This window comes from Cellulomonas alba (assembly GCF_030362835.1).
GTDB lineage: Bacteria > Actinomycetota > Actinomycetes > Actinomycetales > Cellulomonadaceae > Cellulomonas > Cellulomonas alba.
Map to the genome: position 1 here is coordinate 2106526 of NZ_JAUCGQ010000001.1, position 19159 is coordinate 2125684.

Annotated in this window: 15 protein-coding genes and 1 tRNA gene; 12 read left to right on the forward strand and 4 right to left on the reverse strand. The window is 74.1% G+C overall.

All coding sequences use genetic code 11. The features are described from left to right. Positions 1-123 precede the first annotated feature (123 nt). The 4 genes from QRT04_RS09650 (at position 124) to QRT04_RS09665 (ending at position 4497) form a co-directional block, all read left to right on the forward strand. A complete protein-coding gene (locus QRT04_RS09650; protein ID WP_289455001.1) occupies positions 124-1524 on the forward strand; it encodes an ABC transporter substrate-binding protein in 1401 nt (466 codons plus the stop codon). Between the two features lie 117 nt (positions 1525-1641). Next, positions 1642-2619 carry a carbohydrate ABC transporter permease gene (locus tag QRT04_RS09655; protein ID WP_289455002.1) on the forward strand — a complete coding sequence of 326 codons (978 nt, stop codon included), beginning with the start codon at positions 1642-1644 and terminating at the stop codon, positions 2617-2619. Beyond that, entirely contained in the window at positions 2616-3560 is a 945-nt protein-coding gene (locus tag QRT04_RS09660; RefSeq protein ID WP_289455003.1) for a carbohydrate ABC transporter permease, read from the forward strand. The genes QRT04_RS09655 and QRT04_RS09660 overlap by 4 nt, the downstream gene beginning before the upstream one ends. A gap of 61 nt (positions 3561-3621) precedes the next feature. Next, positions 3622-4497 carry an EamA family transporter gene (locus QRT04_RS09665; protein ID WP_289455004.1) on the forward strand — a complete coding sequence of 292 codons (876 nt, stop codon included), beginning with the start codon at positions 3622-3624 and terminating at the stop codon, positions 4495-4497. Between the two features lie 19 nt (positions 4498-4516). Here the strand turns inward: QRT04_RS09665 and QRT04_RS09670 are convergent, their stop codons facing one another. Together QRT04_RS09670 and QRT04_RS09675 are read right to left on the reverse strand one after the other, a co-directional pair. Next, positions 4517-5203 (reverse strand): bacterial proteasome activator family protein, encoded by a 687-nt coding sequence (locus QRT04_RS09670; RefSeq protein WP_289455005.1) that lies wholly within the window; start codon positions 5201-5203, stop codon positions 4517-4519. 55 nt (positions 5204-5258) lie between these two features. Further along, on the reverse strand, positions 5259-6248 hold the full coding sequence (locus QRT04_RS09675) for an NAD(P)H-quinone oxidoreductase (protein WP_289455006.1): 990 nt from the start codon (positions 6246-6248) through the stop codon (positions 5259-5261). A gap of 212 nt (positions 6249-6460) precedes the next feature. On the opposite strand from QRT04_RS09675, the gene QRT04_RS09680 reads away from it, so the two are divergent. The 6 genes from QRT04_RS09680 to QRT04_RS09705 all read left to right on the forward strand — a co-directional run bounded on the left by QRT04_RS09680 (position 6461) and on the right by QRT04_RS09705 (position 15745). Further along, on the forward strand, positions 6461-11311 hold the full coding sequence (locus QRT04_RS09680) for an ATP-binding protein (RefSeq protein WP_289455007.1): 4851 nt from the start codon (positions 6461-6463) through the stop codon (positions 11309-11311). An 85-nt stretch (positions 11312-11396) separates the two neighbouring features. Next, positions 11397-11846, forward strand: a complete 450-nt coding sequence (locus QRT04_RS09685) for a roadblock/LC7 domain-containing protein (protein WP_289455008.1) — start codon at positions 11397-11399, stop codon at positions 11844-11846. A gap of 8 nt (positions 11847-11854) precedes the next feature. Beyond that, the gene (locus QRT04_RS09690; protein WP_289455009.1) at positions 11855-12232 is read left to right on the forward strand and encodes a DUF742 domain-containing protein; all 378 of its coding nucleotides are present in this window, start codon (positions 11855-11857) and stop codon (positions 12230-12232) included. Next, positions 12213-12824, forward strand: a complete 612-nt coding sequence (locus QRT04_RS09695; RefSeq protein ID WP_289455010.1) for a GTP-binding protein — start codon at positions 12213-12215, stop codon at positions 12822-12824. The genes QRT04_RS09690 and QRT04_RS09695 overlap by 20 nt, the downstream gene beginning before the upstream one ends. Before the next feature lie 571 nt (positions 12825-13395). Continuing rightward, entirely contained in the window at positions 13396-14058 is a 663-nt protein-coding gene (locus tag QRT04_RS09700; protein WP_289455011.1) for a PIN domain-containing protein, read from the forward strand. Positions 14059-14200: 142 nt separating this feature from the next. Beyond that, complete coding sequence (locus tag QRT04_RS09705; protein WP_289455012.1) at positions 14201-15745, forward strand: DUF2252 domain-containing protein; 1545 nt, start codon at positions 14201-14203, stop codon at positions 15743-15745. A gap of 178 nt (positions 15746-15923) precedes the next feature. On the opposite strand, the gene QRT04_RS09710 is transcribed toward QRT04_RS09705, so the two are convergent. Continuing rightward, positions 15924-16008 (reverse strand) — tRNA-Ser (locus QRT04_RS09710). 81 nt (positions 16009-16089) lie between these two features. Next, positions 16090-16917 (reverse strand): hypothetical protein, encoded by an 828-nt coding sequence (locus QRT04_RS09715; RefSeq protein ID WP_289455013.1) that lies wholly within the window; start codon positions 16915-16917, stop codon positions 16090-16092. Positions 16918-17053: 136 nt separating this feature from the next. Between QRT04_RS09715 and QRT04_RS09720 the strand changes: the two genes are divergently transcribed. Then, complete coding sequence (locus QRT04_RS09720; protein ID WP_289455014.1) at positions 17054-18508, forward strand: RNB domain-containing ribonuclease; 1455 nt, start codon at positions 17054-17056, stop codon at positions 18506-18508. Further along, positions 18508-19092, forward strand: coding sequence for a YdeI/OmpD-associated family protein (locus QRT04_RS09725; RefSeq protein ID WP_289455754.1), 585 nt, complete (start codon positions 18508-18510; stop codon positions 19090-19092). Before QRT04_RS09720 ends, QRT04_RS09725 begins: the two co-directional genes overlap by 1 nt. Positions 19093-19159: the final 67 nt, after the last annotated feature.

Genomic DNA, 19159 nt, shown 5'->3' on the forward strand with positions numbered 1-19159 from the left:
CCCAACTGTGACCGACTTGCCCGGTTGCTCCGGTTGCGTCTTGTTCCGGTCCGGGATTGCCTGGCCAGCAAGGACGCGGGGCGACCCCCTCGCGTACCTCCGACATGACGACGTGGAGGTCTCATGAACGGCACGCGCAGGCGTCGCGGGATCGCGATCGCAGCGGCGGGGGCGGGGTTCGCTCTCGTGCTCTCGGCATGCTCGGGCGGAGGTGGTGGCGGCGGCGGGACGAGCACGGGGACCGCGGCGGCTGCCGACTGCGCCCCGTACTCGCAGTTCGGGAGCTTGAAGGGCAAGACGATCTCGATCTACGCGGGCATCACGACGCCCGAGGACAAGCCGTACATCGACTCGTTCAAGCCGTTCGAGCAGTGCACCGGCGCCAAGGTGAACTACCAGGCGGACAAGAACTTCGAGCAGCAGGTGCTCGTGCGCGCCAAGGCCGGCAACCCGCCGGACCTCGCGATCGTGCCGCAGCCCGGCCTGCTCGCCCAGCTCGTCGCGACCGGCAAGGCGGTCGAGCCGCCGCAGGCCGTGTCCGACAACGTCGACAAGTTCTTCGGGCCGGACTGGAAGAAGTACGGCACGGTCGACGGCAAGTTCTACGCCGCACCCTCGGGCGCGAGTGTGAAGTCGCTGGTCTGGTACTCGCCGAAGACGTTCCAGGACAACGGCTGGAAGGTCCCGACGACGCTCGACGAGCTCAAGGCGCTGTCCGACCAGATCGCGAGCTCCGGGAAGATGAAGCCGTGGTGCGCGGGCATCGAGTCCGGCACCGCGACCGGCTGGCCGGTCACCGACTGGGTCGAGGACTTCATGCTCCGGCTCTCCGGCCCTGACAACTACGACAAGTGGGTCGGCCACCAGATCCCGTTCAACGACCCGTCGGTCGTCACGGCGTTCGACGGCGTCGGCGGGTACCTGAAGAACCCGCAGTACGTGAACGGCGGGTACGGCGACGTGAAGTCGATCGCCTCGACCGCGTTCCAGATCGGCGGGTTCCCGATCCTCCAGCAGCAGTGCGCGATGCACCGCCAGGCGTCGTTCTACGCGGCGAACTGGAAGGACGCGGACAAGAACGTGACGATCGGTCCCGACGCCACGTCCGACAAGAACGTGTTCGCGTTCTACCTGCCGGGTCAGACGGCGCAGGACCACCCGGTGCTCGGCGCCGGCGAGTTCGTGCTCGCGTTCCGCGACGCGCCCGAGGTCAAGGCGCTCCAGACCTTCTGGTCGACCGACACGTGGGCGAACCTCAAGGCCAAGGCGAGCTCCGCGGACACCGAGGGCGGCTGGATCTCCGCCAACAAGGGTCTCGACGCGTCGAACCTGGTCAACCCGATCGACAAGCTGTCGGTCGACATCCTGAAGGACCCGAACACGGTCTTCCGTTTCGACGGGTCGGACCAGATGCCGGCGGCGGTCGGCTCGGGCGCCTTCTGGAAGCAGGCGACCGCCTGGATCACGGGGCAGTCGACGCAGGACACGGTGAACAAGATCGAGGCCGCGTGGCCGAAGTCCTGATGTGACACCGCGGCTCGGATCGCGCACCGCCCGGCACGGAGCGGTGCGCGGTCCGAGCCGCGCTCGCCGCGCGCGTGGCTGCGCGCCGAACGTCCTCGTCGACCAACGGAGGTCGCCATGAACTACGCGGACAAGCTCGGCCTGATGGTCGCCTCGCTCGTCCTGTTCGCCGCCGTGATCGGTGCGGTCCTGCTGGTCGTCTCGTTCGTCGAGCGCCGCGGGACCAAGCGGGTCGCGTGGTACTTCGTCGGGCCGACGGTGCTGCTGGTCCTGGTCGGCCTCATCTACCCGGCGCTGCGCACCATCTGGACCTCGTTCCAGGACGCCAACGGCACGAAGTTCGTCGGGATCGACAACTACACGACGATCTTCACGTCCAGCGACGACCTGATCGTGCTGCGCAACACGGTGCTGTGGGTGCTCGTGGCACCGGTCGTCGCGACCCTCGTGGGCCTCGTCTACGCGCTCGTCGTCGACGGCGCGCGCGGCGAGGCGTTCGCGAAGGCGCTGATCTTCCTGCCGATGGCGATCTCGTTCGTCGGCGCGTCGATCATCTGGAAGTTCATGTACGAGTACCGGTTCTACGACCCGAGCGTGCAGAACAACCCCGCGCAGATCGGGCTCGTCAACCAGGTGATCGTGTGGCTGGGCGGCACGCCGCAGCAGTTCCTCATCAACAGCCCGTGGAACAACCTCTTCCTGATCGTCGTGATGATCTGGATCCAGGCGGGCTTCGCGATGACGATCCTCTCCGCCGCGATCAAGGCCATCCCGTCCGACATGGTCGAGGCGGCGCGGCTCGACGGGGTCTCGACGTGGGGCATGTTCCGGTTCATCACCGTGCCGTCGATCCGACCGACGCTCGTGGTGGTCCTGACCACGATCGCCATCGGCTGCCTGAAGGTCTTCGACATCGTCCGCACCATGACGGGCGGCAACTACGGCACGTCTGTCGTCGCCAACGAGTTCTTCGACCAGAGCTTCAGCGCCGGCAACGTCGGCCTGGGCGCGGCGCTGGCCGTGCTGCTGTTCGTGCTGGTCATCCCCATCGTCGTGTACAACGTGCGGACCCTCCGGAAGGCGGAGCAGCGATGAGCACCGTCGACCCCACCGACCTGTCGATCGACACCGTCCCGACGGGCCTCGCGGCCCCCAAGGCCGGCCCGAGCGCGCTGCACGCCGCCGACGCCGCGCACAAGCGGCTCAGCCGGCCGTGGGCGTCGCTGTCCGCCGTGATCCTCGCGGTGCTCTGGACGCTCCCGACGTTCGGGCTGCTGGTCAGCTCGTTCCGGCCCGAGCAGGACATCAACACCACCGGCTGGTGGACGGTCCTGTCCAACCCGGTGTTCACGCTCGACAACTACAAGGCGGTGCTCGGCAGCGATTCCAGCTCGTCGCTCGCGCCGTTCATCGTCAACTCGATCGTGATCACCGTGCCCGCGGTGATCATCCCGATCCTCATCGCGTCGCTCGCGGCGTACGCGTTCGCCTGGATGAACTTCCGCGGCAAGAACCTGCTGTTCATCGGGGTGTTCGCGCTGCAGGTCGTGCCCATCCAGGTGACGCTCATCCCGCTGCTCTCGCTGTACGTGAAGGCGGGGATCGCGGGGTCGTTCTGGTCGGTGTGGATCTCGCACACGATGTTCGCGCTGCCGCTCGCCGTGTTCCTGCTGCACAACTTCATGCGGGAGATCCCCGGCGAGCTCGTCGAGGCGGCGCGTGTCGACGGTGCGGGGCACGTGACGATCTTCTTCCGGCTGATGCTGCCCATCCTCAAGCCGGCGCTCGCGGCCTTCGGCATCTACCAGTTCCTGTGGGTCTGGAACGACCTGCTGGTGGCGCTCACGTTCGCGGGCTCGTCGAACGAGGTGGCGCCGATGACGGTCGCGCTGTTCAACCTCACCGGGCAGCGCGGCAACCAGTGGTTCCTGCTGACGGCGGGGGCGTTCGTGTCGATCCTCGTGCCGCTGATCGTGTTCCTGTCGCTGCAGCGGTACTTCGTGCGCGGTCTGCTCGCGGGGTCGGTCAAGGGCTGACGCGGGGCTCGGGCCCGGGCAGACCTCGGGCCCGGGCCGTGGCGGGGCTAGCGTGACGGCCGTGCCTGCGCCGCTGCTGTTCGTCGTCTCCGGGCTGACGCAGTACGTCGGTGCGGCGATCGCGGTGCGGGTGTTCGGCGTCCTGCCCGCGGCGGTCGTGGCGTGGCTGCGGGTGGCGGTCGCGGCGGTCGTCCTGCTGCTGTGGCGGCGACCGTGGGGCCGGGCGTGGCGATCGTCGTGGACGCGGCGCGCGCTCGGGACGGCCGCGCTGTTCGGCGTCACGCTCGCGGCGATGAACGTCGCGTTCTACGCGGCGATCGACCGGCTGCCCCTCGGCACGGCCGTCGCGATCGAGTTCATCGGCCCGGTCGCCGTCGCGGCGGTGACGGGCCGCGGCTGGCGCGACCGGGTCGCGATCGGCGTCGCGGCGGTCGGCGTGGTGCTGCTCGCGGGCGTCTCGCTCGACGCCGGTCCGGAGGCGAAGGCGGGACTCGTCGCGATCGGCGTCGCGGCCGCCTGCTGGGCGGCGTACATCCTGCTCGGGCGGCGCGTGGCGCGCGCAGCGGTGCCCGGCGTCACGGGGCTGTCGGTGGCGATGGCGGCGGGTGCCGTCGTGTTCGCGCCGTTCCTCGCCGCGGGTGCCGCGCCGGTGCTGGACGACGGCGCGCTCGCCGCGAAGATCGTCGCGATCGCGGTGTGCTCGTCGGTGGTCCCGTACGCGATCGAGCAGGTGGTGCTCCGCCGGGTGCGGCCCGCGACGTTCGCGGTGCTGCTCGCGATGCTGCCCGCGACGGCGGCGGTCGTCGGGGCCGTCATGCTCCAGCAGGTGCCGCACGGCCTGGAGGTGCTGGGCCTGGTGCTCGTCTCGGGCGCCATCGCGCTGACCGCCGGCGAGCAGCCCGCGTCGGCACCCGAGGAGGCGCCCCCGCCGGCGTGAGACGTGGACCGGCGGACCGCTACAGGTACTGACCCGTGCCGGACGTCGGCTGCTGGTCGTCGCCCGGCCCGACCGGGATGACGAACCCCCGCTGCGGGCCGCCGGGGCCGGGCTGCGCGCCGGGCGGGAGCGCGCGGCGCATCTGCGACAGCTGCGCCTGGGCCGCCATCTGCTGCGCGACGAGCGCCGTCTGGATCCCGTGGAACAGGCCCTCGAGCCAGCCGACGAGCTGCGCCTGCGCGATCCGGAGCTCGGCGTCCGACGGCGTCGAGTCGTCGACGAACGGCAGCGTGATGCGGTGCAGCTCGTCGATGAGCTCGGGCGACAGGCCCTCCTCGAGCTCGTGGAGGCTGCGCTCATGGATCGCCGCGAGCCGTGCCCGGGCGGCATCGTCGAGAGGTGCGCTGCGCACCTCGTCGAGCAGCTGCTTGATCATCGTGCCGATCCGCATCACCTTCGCCGGCTGGCCGACGAGCGTCGTGGGGTCCTCGCTGCGGTCGGCGGCGTCCTCACCCTCGGCCTCCGGCGCGTCGTCGTCCGGCTCGGCGTCGGCGCTGCGGCCCGGCTGCTCGACCACCACGATGTGCGGGCCGGTCGTCGGCCCGCCGTACGGCCGCTGGCGGTGCTCGTCGTCGGGGGTCGGCGTCTCGGCGGTGTCCCCGGCGGTGTCCCCGTCGGCGGCGTGCGTGCTGCGGTCCTCCGTCATGCGGTCAGTCTGACCCGCGGGTCCGACATCCGCAGGGGCGCACGACGCGTCGGCGTCACGAGTCCTCCGCCGCGGGGACGAGCAGCACCTTGCCGAAGGCCTCGCCGGTCTCGAGCAGCCGGTGCGCCTCGGGCGCGCGGTCGAAGGGCAGCACCGCGTGCACCACGGGCCGCACCGCCCGCGACCCGACGAGCGGCCAGGCGTGGCGGCGCACGCCGTCGACGATCGCTGCCTTCTGGTGGTGGGGCCGTGAGCGCAGCATCGTCCCGATCACGGCCGCGCGCTTCGCCAGGAGCAGGCTGAGGTCGAGCTCGCCGCGGCGGCCCTGCTGGAGCCCGATGACGACGAGTCGGCCGTCGTCGGCCAGCACCGCGAGGTTCTGCGCGAGGCCGCCGGCGCCGAGCACGTCGAGCACGACGTCGACGCCCCGCCCGTCGGTCGCGGCGAGCACACGGTCGGCGAGCCCCGGCGCGCGGTGGTCGAGCACGACGTCGGCCCCGAGCTCGCGCACGCGCGCCACGCGCTCCGCGCCGCCCGCCGTGGCGAGCACCTGCGCGTCGAGCGCGTGCGCGAGCTGCACGGCGATCGAGCCGACGCCGCCCGAGCCGCCGCGCACCAGCACGGACTCGCCGGGGGCGAGCCGGGCCGCACGCAGGTTCGACCACACCGTGGCGAGCGCCTCGGGCAGCCCGGCCGCCGAGACGAGGTCGAGGTCGTCGGGCACGCGCAGCGCGAGGTCGGCGGGCACGGCGACCTGCTCGGCGTACCCGCCGCCGGCCAGCAGCGCGGCCACCCGGTCCCCGACCCGCCACCCCGCGACGTCCGGGCCGACGGCCGTCACCGTGCCGCTGACCTCGAGGCCCGGCCACGCGGGAGCGCCCTCGGGCGGGGGGTAGTGGCCCTGCCGCTGGAGCAGGTCAGCGCGGTTGACGCCGGCGGCGGCGACCGCGACGAGCAGGTCGGAGGGGCCTGGCTCGGGCGCCGCGACGTCCTGCACCGCCAGCACGTCCGGCCCACCCGGTTCCCTCACCACGACAGCTCGCACAGCGCGACGCTAGCGGGCCGCCGCAAACGGGACATCTGTGCCTGAGGAGGCCGGTTCCGGGCGGGTGACGTCCATGGCAAACTCTGCGGCGGGCTAATGGTCTAGCGTCCAACAGCCGATGAGGTGCGAACGGGAAGCCTTGCGCCTCGCCACGGCGTGCGGCACACACCACACCCGGAGCCCCTGGGGCGCCGGGTGACGAAGGGAACGACATGCTGCGACGGCTCGGCATCCGCGCCAAGGTGCTGGCGGTTCTCGCCGTGCCCATGCTCGTGCTGTTCGGCGCCGGCGTGTACATCTCCTACAGCGCCATCCAGGACTACCGGTACGCCGCCGCGTCGAAGGTCGCCATCTCGTCCGGCCACCAGCTCATCGACTACACCGACGCGCTCATGGCCGAGCGCATCGCCGCGCTCACGGGCGCCAAGGACGCGGACCTCAAGCAGGCCGAGGGCACGGTCGACGCCGCGTACTCAGCCTGGGCCGACGAGGCCCAGAAGGTCAGCCAGGGCGAGTTCCCGCCGTCGGTGACGACCGCCCTGAAGAACGCGCTCCAGGCCGGCCCCGCGAACACCAAGGTCGCCCGCCTGCTGCCCGCCGACAAGAAGCGTCAGGACGAGGCGTACCTCGCCGCGATCAACCCGCAGATGCAGGTCGGTGTCGCCTTCGCGAACGCCCTCAAGAACCGCGACGCCGCCGCCTACCTGAGCGCGATCAACTCGCTCGGCTCGCTCTCCGCGGGCATCGTCACCGAGCTGATCTCGGGTGTGCAGCTGCCGCTCAGCGTCGCCCCGGTCCAGGAGGGCCAGCAGTACGCGGCGCTCGCCGCGGCGACCGAGCTCGCGCGCACGCAGGCCAAGGGCGCGCTTTACTCGCTCGACAGCGACGAGCTCGTCCTGCCGAGCGGCGACCCGAGCAACAACCTCCTGAACTGGCGCATCCAGCTCACGTCGGGTGACCCCGCGTCCTTCGCGCTCGTCGACTTCGAGGGCTACGCGAAGGACATGCAGACGCAGCTCGCGAGCCTCGACGCGCTGCAGAAGCAGTCGCTCGCGACGGGCATCGACGTGGCGTCGCAGGCCGCCAGCGACGCCCGCAGCCGAGCGCTCCTCACGATCGCGCTCGCGGCGCTGGCCGCCGCCCTGTCGATCCTCGTGGCGTTCACCGTCTCCCGTGCGATCGTCAACCCGCTCCGCCGCCTCACCCGCGCCGCCGCCGACGTGCGTGACGAGCTGCCGCGCCTCGTCGAGCAGATGGCCGTCCCCGGTCAGGGCCCCGAGATCGCGCTCGACCCGATCCCCGTCCGCTCGCGCGACGAGGTCGGTCGACTCGCCGAGGCGTTCAACGCGGTGAACGCGACGACCGTGCAGGTCGCGCAGGAGCAGGCGGCCCTCCGTGGCTCGATCGCGGAGATGTTCGTCAACGTCGCCCGCCGCGACCAGGTGCTCCTCAACCGCCAGCTGTCGTTCATCGACTCGCTCGAGCGCGCGGAGGAGGATCCGTCGACCCTGGCGAACCTCTTCCGCCTCGACCACCTCGCCACCCGGATGCGCCGCAACGCCGAGTCGCTGCTCGTCCTGGCCGGCATCGACACGGGCCGTCGTCTGCGCGACGCCATGCCGCTCTCCGACGTGATCCGCACGGCGTCGTCCGAGATCGAGCAGTACGACCGCGTCGAGCTCGACCTGCAGGCCGACCCGCCGATGCTCGGCTTCAACGCCCTCGGCGCCGCGCACATGCTCGCGGAGCTGCTCGAGAACGCGACGATCTTCTCCGAGCCGGAGACGCCCGTCACGGTCACCACCGGCATCTCCGGCCCGTCGGTCGTCGTCCGGATCATCGACCACGGCCTCGGCATGACGGACGCCGAGATCGAGGCCGCCAACACCAAGATCGTGTCGACCAGCGCGAGCGACGCGCTGGGCGCCCAGCGCCTGGGCCTCTTCGTCGTCGGCCGCATCGCCCAGCGCCTCGGCGCCGACGTCACGCTCATGAAGAGCTCGCGCGGCACCGGCACCGAGACGGTCGTGCGCTTCCCCGCCACGCTGTTCGCGTCGGCCGAGACGTCGCACTTCGGCGCGCCGCCCGCGATCTCCGCGGTCGGTCCGGTCGCCGAGGAGCTGCCGCAGGTCGACGTGCCGGTCGTCGAGGAGGTCGACCTCGCCGCGCTGACCGACGGCCAGACGCCCCAGGGCCTGCCCCGCCGCCGTCGCGGCGACGGCGACGACACGGACTCGGGCGCGATCCCGGTGCCGAACGCGCTCTCCGCCCCGGACAGCGGCCTGCCCACGCGCCCGCGCAAGACGTTCGACGAGAACAACATCGTCCTGCCCGACGCTCCCGCGCCGAACCTGTCGCCCGACCTCTCGTCGTCCGCGCCCGAGTGGACGCCGCCGGTCGTCGCCGCCGCCCCGAGCGGTCTGCCGAGCCGCAGCCGCGCCTCGACGTCGGCGTGGCAGGCGCCCGCCGACGAGTCCCCGGCGCAGCCCGCCCCCGCATCCCCCGCTGCGCGCGCCGGTCTGTTCTCCGGGTTCCGCGGCCGCAGCGACCTCGCCGACGGCACGTCGGGCGAGCAGCAGGCCGTCCCCGGTCTCGCTCCCGACGGTGACGCCGCGAGCCAGGTCCGTGCGCCGTGGATGGCGCTCGGCGGTGCGCACGCCGCACCCGTCGAGCCCGTGGTGGTACCCGGCTTCGCGCCGGACGACGACGAGGCCGACCAGTCGGTCGTGTCCGACGCGGCGGCGCAGGAGGTCCCGGCCGACGCGGCCGAGGACGTCTGGGTGCCCGGCTTCGCGGAGAACGGCGACGCCGATGCGCCGGCCGAGCCCGCCGCCGACGAGCCGTGGTCGCCGCAGGCCGCCGAGGCCGCGTCCGCGCCGGTCGACGTCCCGCAGCCCGCGTCCGCGTGGGACGCGGCCCCCGCCGGGCCGGTCGCCGAGGCGTGGGCTCCCACCTTCGCCACCGAGCAGGACGCGCCGGTGGCCGAGCCGGTCCAGCAGGCGGACGTCGCCGACGAGCCGACCTGGTCGCAGCCCGCGCCGGTCGGGGACGCGGAGCCCGCGTGGGCGCCGTCGTTCGAGGTCGCCGCGCCGGTCGAGGTCGACGAGCCCGCCGCTCCTGCCGAGCCCGCCTGGGTGCCGTCGTTCGATGCCGGCCAGGCCGCGCCGGTCGCCGAGGCCGCGCCTGTCGTGGAGCCCGAGCCCGACGCGGAGCCCGTGTGGGCGCCGTCGTTCGAGGCCCCGTCCTCCGAGGCTGTGCCGTCGTACGAGCCCGTGCCGACCGACGAGGCCGCCCCGTCCTCCGAGGCTGCGCCGTCCCACGAGCTCGCCCCGTCCTACGAGGCCGCGTCGTCCTTCGAGGCCGCCCCGTCCTTCGAGGCAGCGCCGGCGTTCGTCGCCGAGCAGGCCCCGTCGTTCGAGCCCGCCGCCGAGGCGCAGGCCGAGGCCGAGCCCGCCTGGGCGCCGAGCTTCGAGGCCGCCACCGAGCCCGCCTGGGACCCGTCGTTCGAGGAGCCGGCCGCGGTCGTCGCCGAGCCGTTCGCCGCCCAGGCCGTCGTCGAGGAGCAGGCTCCCGCGGCGGCTCCCGCGCCGACGGCGTTCACGGGCTACAGCGGCTACGCCGGATGGTCGGGCCAGGCCGCCCGCGCGTTCAGCGGCGCACCGCTGACCGGCCACGACTTCGAGCGCACGCTCGACGAGGCGCGCGCCTGGCACACGGGCGCGATCCCGGTCGTCCGCGGTGGCGCCGACTCGCGCGCCGCCGAGGCTGCGTCCGCGTCGCTGCCGTTCGTCCCCGCGCCCGTGCAGCCCGAGGCCGCCTACGCCGCGCCGGCGCCGGTCGAGCCGGTCGAGGTCGAGCCGACGCCGGAGCCCGTCGCCGAGTCCGCCGAGCCCGCCCCGGCCGACGCCGAGACCGCCTGGCCCGTCGCCTCGTGGGAGAGGCCGACGTGGGAGCCGCCGACGTGGCAGGCCCCGACGTGGGAGCAGCCCGCCGAGCAGCCCCAGGACGCGGCCGTCGCGGTCGAGACCGAGCAGGCGCCCGAGCCCGAGCAGGCGCCCGAGGCGCTCCCCGCGCCCGAGCCCGAGCAGCTCGTGGTCCCGGCGCTGGAGGCCGAGCCGATCGCCGAGCCCGTCGCCGCGTGGGACGCGCCGGCGTGGCCGACGCCCGAGACGGCCCAGTCCGACGTCGAGTCGCCGACGCAGCTGTTCGTGCCCGTCGCGGACGAGATCGCGGCCGCCGCCCCGGTCGCACCGGAGCCCGTCGCTCAGCCCGAGCCGGTCGAGCCCCCGGCGCCGGCTCCGGTCGGTGCCGCGGTCCCGTCGTGGGCGCCGAGCACGGTGCCCGCCGCTCCGCAGGCCGACGTCGCGTTCCACGAGCTTGTCGCTCCCGCCCCCGAGGAGTCGGGCAAGAAGAAGCGTCGCGGTCTGTTCGGCCGTCGCAAGGAGGAGAAGGCGGAGGTCGCTCCGGCCTACACGCCGACGCCTCCCGCCCCCGAGGCCTCGCTGCCCGTGCGGACGTCGGCGTGGGTCGCCGACGCGCCCGCCGAGGCGCCCGCGGCTCCGGCCGCGTCGTCCGGCAGGCCCGCCGCCGGCTGGCAGGCCCCCGCGCCGGCCGCGCCCGCACCGGTCGCCCCGGCCCCGCAGCCGGCCGCGCCCGTCGCCGGCAGCTGGACGCCGCCCGAGTGGACCGCCGGACCGGCGGGCCAGCCCGCGATCTCGACGGTGCCGCACCCCGCGATGCCGCCGTCGGAGGCGCCGCGCGTCGGTGCCCTCGACGACGAGGTCGCGGCGATGCTCGCGCTCCGCTCGGACATCCAGGAGCAGGCGCTCGCCGAGCTGAGCCAGCTCTCGACGTACCGACCGAGCGCCGTGCGCGAGTCGGAGCGGCTCACGAAGCGCGTGCCGACGGCCGTGCCGGCCGCCGAGCCCGTCGCCGAGCAGGCCGCCGGCGCCGCGCCGCGCGACGCCGAGCAGCTCCGTTCGCGGCTGTCGAGCTTCCAGTCCGGTTCCGCCCGCGGCCGCCGCGCCGCGACGGACGCCCCGGAGGAGGGTCAGCAGTCATGATCAACGCCACCGTCAGCACCGTCGTCCACGCCCCGGCGACGACCCAAACCGCAGCCAATCCGAGCTGCACCAGCAAGGAGGAAGTGTGACCGCGCTCAGCACCGAGGCAGCCAATTTCGGCTGGCTCCTGGACAACTTCGTCCGGACCGTGCCCGGCACTCGACACACCCTCGTGGTGTCGGCGGACGGTCTTCTCATGGCGATGTCGGAGCAGCTCGACCGCACCAGCGGCGACCAGCTCGCGGCCATCGTCTCCGGCATGTCGAGCCTGACTCGCGGTGCCGCCCGACAGCTTCGTGCGGGGGAGGTGCGGCAGTCGATCACGGAGATGGACAACCTGTTCCTCTTCCTGATGAGCGTCTCGAACGGCTCCGTCCTCGCCGTGGTGGCGGAGTCGAGCTGCGACGTCGGCCTCATCGGCTACGAGATGGCGATGCTCGTCTCGCGCACCGAGGCGACGCTGACCCCGCAGCTCATCTCCGAGATGCGCGGCCAGCTGCCCGTCGACGGCTCGACCCGAGCCCCGGTGGCCTGAGCCGACACATGAGCGAGCACATCGAGTACGAGGCCCGCACGGTCCGGCCGTATGCCGTGACCGGGGGCCGCGTGCGCTCCGCGCGCAGCGACCTCCCTCTCGAGGCACTGGTCGAGGCGATGCCGAGCGCCGTCACGAGCACGGGTCTGACGCCTGAGAAGCGCGCGATCCTGCAGCACGCCGCGCACACCTACATCTCCGTCGCAGAGCTCTCCGCCCTGCTCCACCTGCCGCTGGGCGTCATCCGGATCCTGGTGTCCGACATGGCCGACCAGCAGCTCGTGCGCGTGCACACCTCACAGCCGGTCGAGGTCAACACCGGTGAGTCCCCCGCCCTGTCCCTGAGCGTGCTGGAGAGTGTTCTCAATGGCATTTCCGCCCTCTGACGCCGCGGTGGCCGCTCCTGCCGGCACCGCCCCGTCCGTCGCCCCTACCGTCGTCAAGATCGTCGTCGCCGGCGGGTTCGCCGTCGGCAAGACGACCTTCATCGGTTCCATCTCGGACATCGAGCCCCTCAACACCGAGGCCGCGATGACCGAGCACTCCGTCGGCGTCGACGACGCCGGTGGCGTGTCGGACCGCAAGACCACCACCACGGTCGCCATGGACTTCGGACGCATCGCGCTGCCGGGCCAGCTGTGGCTGTACCTGTTCGGCACCCCGGGCCAGGACCGCTTCCTGTTCATGTGGGACGACCTGGTCCGCGGCGCCATCGGCGCCGTCGTGCTGGTGGACACCGACCGACTCGACCAGTGCTTCCCGGCGGTCGACTACTTCGAGAGCCGTGGCATCCCGTTCGTCGTGGGCGTCAACTGCTTCGACGGCGTCGCCAAGCACCAGCTCGACGACGTCCGCGAGGCGCTCGCCATCCCGGCGCACGTCCCGGTGCTCTACACGGACGCGCGCTCGCGTGCCGCGACCAAGCAGGCCCTGATCTCGCTCGTGCAGCTCGCGATGGAGCGTCTGCGCAACCGCTGATCCGACGGCTCCCACGACGACGGCGACCGGCCCCTCCCCTGCCTCGGGGCCGGTCGCCGTTCGCGTGGTGGTGGATCATGGACGCATGACGTCCGACGCCGTTCCCGCACCGGGGGCGGGGCCGTCGGACGGTGCTCCTCGGGTGCCGAACCCGCAGGCCGCGATGGACGACACGGCCGAGATCCCGGTCGTGCGCGACGAGGCCGAGGACCCGGCGCCCGCCGAGGCGGCGCTCCCGTCCGCGGCGCCCTCGTCGTCGTCCGCCGAGCCACCGTCAGCCGCCGAGCCGCCGTCGCCGGCCGCAGCGCCACCGCCAGCCGTAGCGCCTCCGTCGGCCGCCGCGCCGCCGCCGGCCGCCGCGCCTCCGTGGGCACCCGTCACCGTGGCCGCCGCACCCAGCGTGACGCCGATGTGGTCCCCGACCACCAGTGCGCCGCCAGCACCCGAGGCGCCCGCTGGCCCGCCGCGTACGGCACCGGCAACCGCCGCGCCGGCCAGCCCGCCGGCCAGCCCGCCGCCGTCCGGCAAGCCTGGGGCCTCGTCGGTGCGGGTGCCGACCGCCGTCGACCCCGTGACCGGACCGCCGGGCCAAGCGGTCGCCGCCGAGTCGCCGCCGCCGCAGCCCGGTGCGCCGATCGCGACCGACCCCGTGACACCTCCAGCGGGCCCGCCGATCGTCGACCCCGCGATGCCGGGGCCAGGATCGCCCACCGAGCCCGACGACGCCGCGACGCCGGCGGCCGGCACGCCGGTCTCGGCCGACGTCCCGACGCCGCCGAGCGGCCACCTAGCGCCTCCGGCCACGCCCCGCGTGTACGCGGACGGCTCCGCGCTGTCGCGCTACCTGGCCGGCGCTCCCGCGCGCGAGGCCTGGCTCGCGTGGACGGAGGACCACGAGGCGGAGCTCGTGACGACGCCGCTCGGCCTGACGGAGCTCCGCCGGATCGCACAGCCGCGAGGCATGGACGCGCACGGCACCGCACACGACGTGTCGAGTCGCATCGAGGTCGCGCGGTTCTCCGACCAGACCCTGCGCAAGGCGAGCTCCGTCACGAGCGTGCTCTCACCGTTCCTGGCGCTCCACCTCGGCGCGGCGCTCGCGCACCCCGACGTCGTCGCGGTCGCGACGTACGACGTCAAGCTCGCCCGCGTCGCGGCGATCTACGGCCTGCGCGTCGTCACCCCCGGCTGGCCGGACAAGTGGTGGGAGCGGGACCCGACGCCCTGGAGCTGACGCCGGGGCGCGTGCCACGCGCGCTGAGGAGGGAGCTGGTCGGTGCCCGAGGGCGCCCGGCCCCCGGCACCTCGTGGGTGGCACGACCCCCTGACCCGCACCGGGTGATGACGCCTGAACCCGTGCGACGTACGGTCCGAGGATGGCCGCCGAGCCCGCACGAACCACCGTCGGCACGCCCGAGACCGCGCCACCGCCCGTGGCGAGCGGGTCCGCGCCGGCCGGTTCGCCGCCCGAGGTCGCACCGCCAGCCCCGGGAGCCGGTCGTCCGTGGGACGACGCCATGGTCGGCGCGTCCGCCGGGCCGCCGAGCCGCGAGGAGAGCCACGAGCGCGGTCACGCTGCCCGCCGGGAGGTCCCGCACGAGAGGCTCGCCGACGCCGGCCCGGAGGAGGGTCGCCCCGACCCCGTCGAGCTGCTGCTCTCGCAGGCCGGCTCGCGCGTCCCCGAGCTGCTCCCGATCCGGCACGGCCGGATGGCCGCGTCGCCGTTCGCGTTCCTGCGCGGCGCGGCGCTCGTCATGGCCGCCGACCTCGCCGCGACCGCGCGGACGGGCGTGGACGCGCAGCTGTGCGGCGACGCGCACCTCGCGAACTTCGGGGTCTACGGATCTCCGGAGCGGCGGCTGCTGTTCGACGTCAACGACTTCGACGAGACGCTGCCCGGCCCGTTCGAGTGGGACCTCAAGCGGCTCGTCGCGAGCATCGAGGTCTCGGCGCGCGAGCACGAGCTCAAGCGGAAGGTGCGCCGCTCGTTGACGGTCGGCGCGGTCGCGGCGTACCGCGAGGCGATGGCGGAGTTCGCCGGACAGCGGCTGATCGACGTCTGGTACGCGCACATCGACGCGGAGAAGGCCGCGAAGAGCCTCGCCCGGCGCGACGACCTGGACGCGCGGCTCACACGGGAGGCCGTGCAGAAGGCGCGCCGACGCGACCAGCTCCGTTCCGTCGAGAAGCTGACGACCGTGGTGGACGGCCGGCGCGTGTTCGTCGACGACCCGCCGCTCGTCGTCCGTGCGCCGGAGATGCTGTCCGCCGACGAGGCCGCGCTCTTCGAGGCCGGCATGGACAGCCTCGTCGTCGCGTACCAGGCCACGCTCCAGGACGACCGCCAGCAGCTGCTCCACGGCTACCGGCTCGTCGACATCGCGCGGAAGGTCGTCGGCGTGGGGAGCGTCGGCACGCGGGCGTGGGTGCTGCTGATGCAGGGCCAGGACGCCGACGACTGCCTGCTGCTGCAGGCCAAGGAGGCGCAGGCGTCGGTGCTCGAGCAGTACGTCGGTGCGAGCCGCTACGAGAACCACGGCGAGCGCGTGGTGCAGGGTCAGCGCCTGATGCAGGCGGCGAGCGACGTGCTGCTCGGGTGGCGGCGCGTCACCGGGCTCGACGGCGTCTCGCGCGACTTCTACGTCCGGCAGCTGCGCGACTGGAAGGGCGCCGTGCCGGTCGAGGAGCTCGCACCCGCGGGGCTGCTCGCGTACGGGCGGCTGTGCGGCTGGACGCTCGCACGCGCGCACGCGAGGTCGGGCGACCGCATCGCGATCGCCGCTTACCTCGGCCACGGCGACGGAGCCGACGAGGCGCTCGCCGACTTCGCCGCGACGTACGCCGACCGCACCGAGCGCGACCACGCCGGGCTCACCGCGGCGATCGACGAGGGCCGCGTCGAGGCCCGGCTCGGCGTCTGACGCCCGGCGCCGCGGAGCGACCCGGCCGACGCGGAGGAGCCGCCGAGCGGCTCGCCCGACGCGCGGAGGCCCTGCTCGGCGCCTGACGCGCCGCGCCGGCCGAGCGTGTCGGCCGGCCGGCGAGGGCGGGGGCTCGCGGGCCGAGGCCCCGCATCTCGACCGGAGTCGACCGAACCGGCGGAGGGCGCGGGATTCGAACCCGCGGAGGCTTGCGCCTCACTCGCTTTCAAGGCGAGCGCCTTAGGCCGCTCAGCCAGCCCTCCAACGCCGCACGCGGCGCGGCGACGAGTCTCCCACAGCCACCGTCGCGCCTCGCGTGCGGCGTGGCGGCGCCGACGCCTGCCTCAGCCCGCGGCGGCGATCCGCTTCGTCGCCGCCTTCGCGGCCTTGGCCACGGTCGCCGCGTCGGCGCCGAGCGCCATCACCGAGATCTGCTCGTTGCCCTTGGCGACGAAGGCCATGGTGAACGGCAGCTGCATGCCGCCGGCGGTCATCGTGAGCTGGATCGCGGTGCTCGCGTCGCCGATCTTCGGGAACGCCAGCGGGGTGATCCGCATCGTGACGGTCGTGCCGTCGGAGTCGGTCTCGATCATCTGGGGACACTGCGTGAAGAGCGCCTCGAGCGCGGCGATGTCCGCGGGCGACGTGCCCTTGATCGTCTCCACGGACTCGCCGACGATCGCCGAGCCGTCGGCCGTCATGTACGACACGTGCCCGCGGCCCGTCGGCTTGCCGCTCGAGGCGTCGAGCGCGTCGCCGAGCTTCTCGCAGCGGGTCGGCGTGATGCGTGCGTCGCCGTCGTCGCCCCCGTCGTCGCCGAAGAGGTCCAGGCCCGAGGTGTCCTTGACCCAGCCCGAGCCCAGGTCGGACGGCTTGAGCAGTGCCTTCTTGATCTGTGCGGACGTCAGCGAGAGCTTCCCGGAGGCGGCCTTCGTCGTCGCGGGCGTGCTCGCGGCGCTCGGCGGCGCGCTCGGCGGCGCGTCCGACGTACCCGCCGGTGCCGGGTCGGTCGGAGCGGTCGACGGCGCGGCCGCGGCGGACGCCGACGGAGAGGCGGCGGGCTCCTTCTCGCTCGCGGCCGGCTTGCCGCCACCGCAGCCGGCGAGAGCGGCGATCGTCACGACGGCGGCCCCGGTCAGGAAGGCGGAACGGAGGCGGGGCGAGCGAGACATCTGATCCATCCCTGTGGGCCGGCTGTGTGACGCGAAGTCTGCCGGGTGCGTCGGGCAACCGGCGCCACCCGGACGGGTGACGTCGAGCCTCCGGTGACTCCGCGCGAGCGCTGCGAGCCGCCCGTACGCTCGGTCCGTGCCCCGTCGTCGCGTGCGCCTCCCCGTCCCCACCGAGGACGGCGCGATCCGCGCGGGGTTCGAGCGGCTACGGCAGGAGCTCGCGGTCCCCGAGCAGTTCCCGCCGGACGTGCTCTCGGAGGCGGCCGCCGTGGCCGGACGGGCAGCGGACGGTCGCGAGCCCGTCGACGCGACCGACGTGCCGTTCGTGACGATCGACCCCGCGACCTCGACCGACCTGGACCAGGCGCTGCACCTCGAACGGCGCGGCTCGGGCTACCGCGTGCGATACGCGATCGCGGACGTCGCCTCGTGGGTCGCGGCGGGCGGCGCGATCGACGGCGAGGCCCGCCGGCGGGTCGTCACGCTCTACGCGCCGGACGAGCGCACGCCGTTGCACCCGCCGGTGCTGACGGACGGCGCCGCGAGCCTCCTGCCCGACGGCGATCGACCGGCGTTGCTGTGGACGATCGACCTCGACGAGCACGGTGAGCCCGACTCGGCGCGCGTCGAGCGCGCGACGGTCCGCAGCCGCGCCAAGCTCGCGTACGACGAGGTCCAGCGCGCGCTGGACGCCGGCACGGCCGACGACGTCCTCGTGCTCCTGCGCGAGATCGGCACGCTGCGGCAGGCGGCAGAGCGCGCCCGCGGCGGCATCACGCTGCCGATGCCCGAGCAGGTGGTCGAGCGCGTCGGCGACCGGTGGACCCTCGCGTCACGCAGCACGCTTCCGGTCGAGGAGTGGAACGCGCAGATCTCGTTGCTCACGGGGATGCGCGCCGCCGCGACGATGCTCGAGGGACGCGTCGGGATCCTGCGCACGCTGCCGCAGGCCGACCCACGCGACGTCGCGCGCCTGCATCGGACCGCCGCGGCGCTCGGCGTGCCGTGGGACGGTCCCGACGCGGATGTGATCCGCCGCCTCGACGCGTCGGTCCCGGCGCAGGCCGCGCTGCTGACCGAGGCGACGACGCTGCTGCGGGGCGCGGCCTACGTCGCGTTCGACGGGCAGGTGCCGGACTACGTCGAGCACGCTGCGATCGCCGCTCCGTACGCGCACGCGACGGCGCCGCTGCGCCGGCTCGTGGACCGGTTCGTCGGCGAGGCCTGCGTCGCCCTGTGCGCGGGTCGCGAGGTGCCGGACTGGGTGCGCGCGGCGCTGCCGACGGTGCCCGAGCTGATGGCCGGCGCCGACCGCCGCGCCGCCGAGTACGAGCGGGGCTGCCTCGACCTGGTGGAGGCCGTGCTGCTGCAGGGCCGCGAGGGCGAGGTGTTCGACGGCATGGTGGTCGACGCGCGCGAGGGGCGCGGGGTCGTCCAGCTGCATGACCCCGTGGTGCGGGCACGCATCGACGGCGAGGGCCTGCCGCTCGGCTCCGACGTGAGCGTGCGCCTCGTCGCGGCGTCGCCTGCAGACCGGTCCGTGCGGTTCGAGCTCGCCTCGGCGACCCCCGCTGCGCCGAGCGGCGCGTGATGCGCACGGACGCGCCGCAGGTCGCGGTCGAGTCGGCGGCGCAGTGGCGTGCGTGGCTGGCCGAGCATCACGACGACCCCGAGCCCGGCGTGTGGGTCGTGCTGTGGCGGGCCACGAGCGGCCGGCCGGTCGTGACGTACGAGCAGCTGATCGAGGAGGGCGTCGCCTACGGCTGGGTCGACTCGCAGAGCGCGAGCCTCGACGCCGAGCGCTCGATGCTGTGGTTCACGCGGCGGCGGCCGGGCAGCCCGTGGTCGGGCACGAACAAGGCGCGTGCGGCGCGGGTGGACGCGGCCGGACGGCTGGCTGCTCCGGGCCGCGCGGCGATCGAGGCGGCGAAGGCCGACGGCTCGTGGACCGTGCTCGACGACGTCGAGAACCTGGTGGTCCCGGCCGACCTGGCGGCCGCACTAGCAGCCCGGCCCGGCGCCCGGGAATGCTGGGACGCGTTCCGCCCCGCAGCACGACGGACGATCCTGCGCTGGCTGCTCGAGGCCAGACGACCGGCGACCCGCGCCGCCCGCATCGACGAGACAGCACGCCTCGCGGAGCAAGGCGTCCCCGCGCACCAGCAACCGCGCTGACCGGCCGCGGCCCCGCCGGGCGAGCCGCGGAAACGGCGCGTGGCGCCGGCCCGAGGGACCGGCGCCA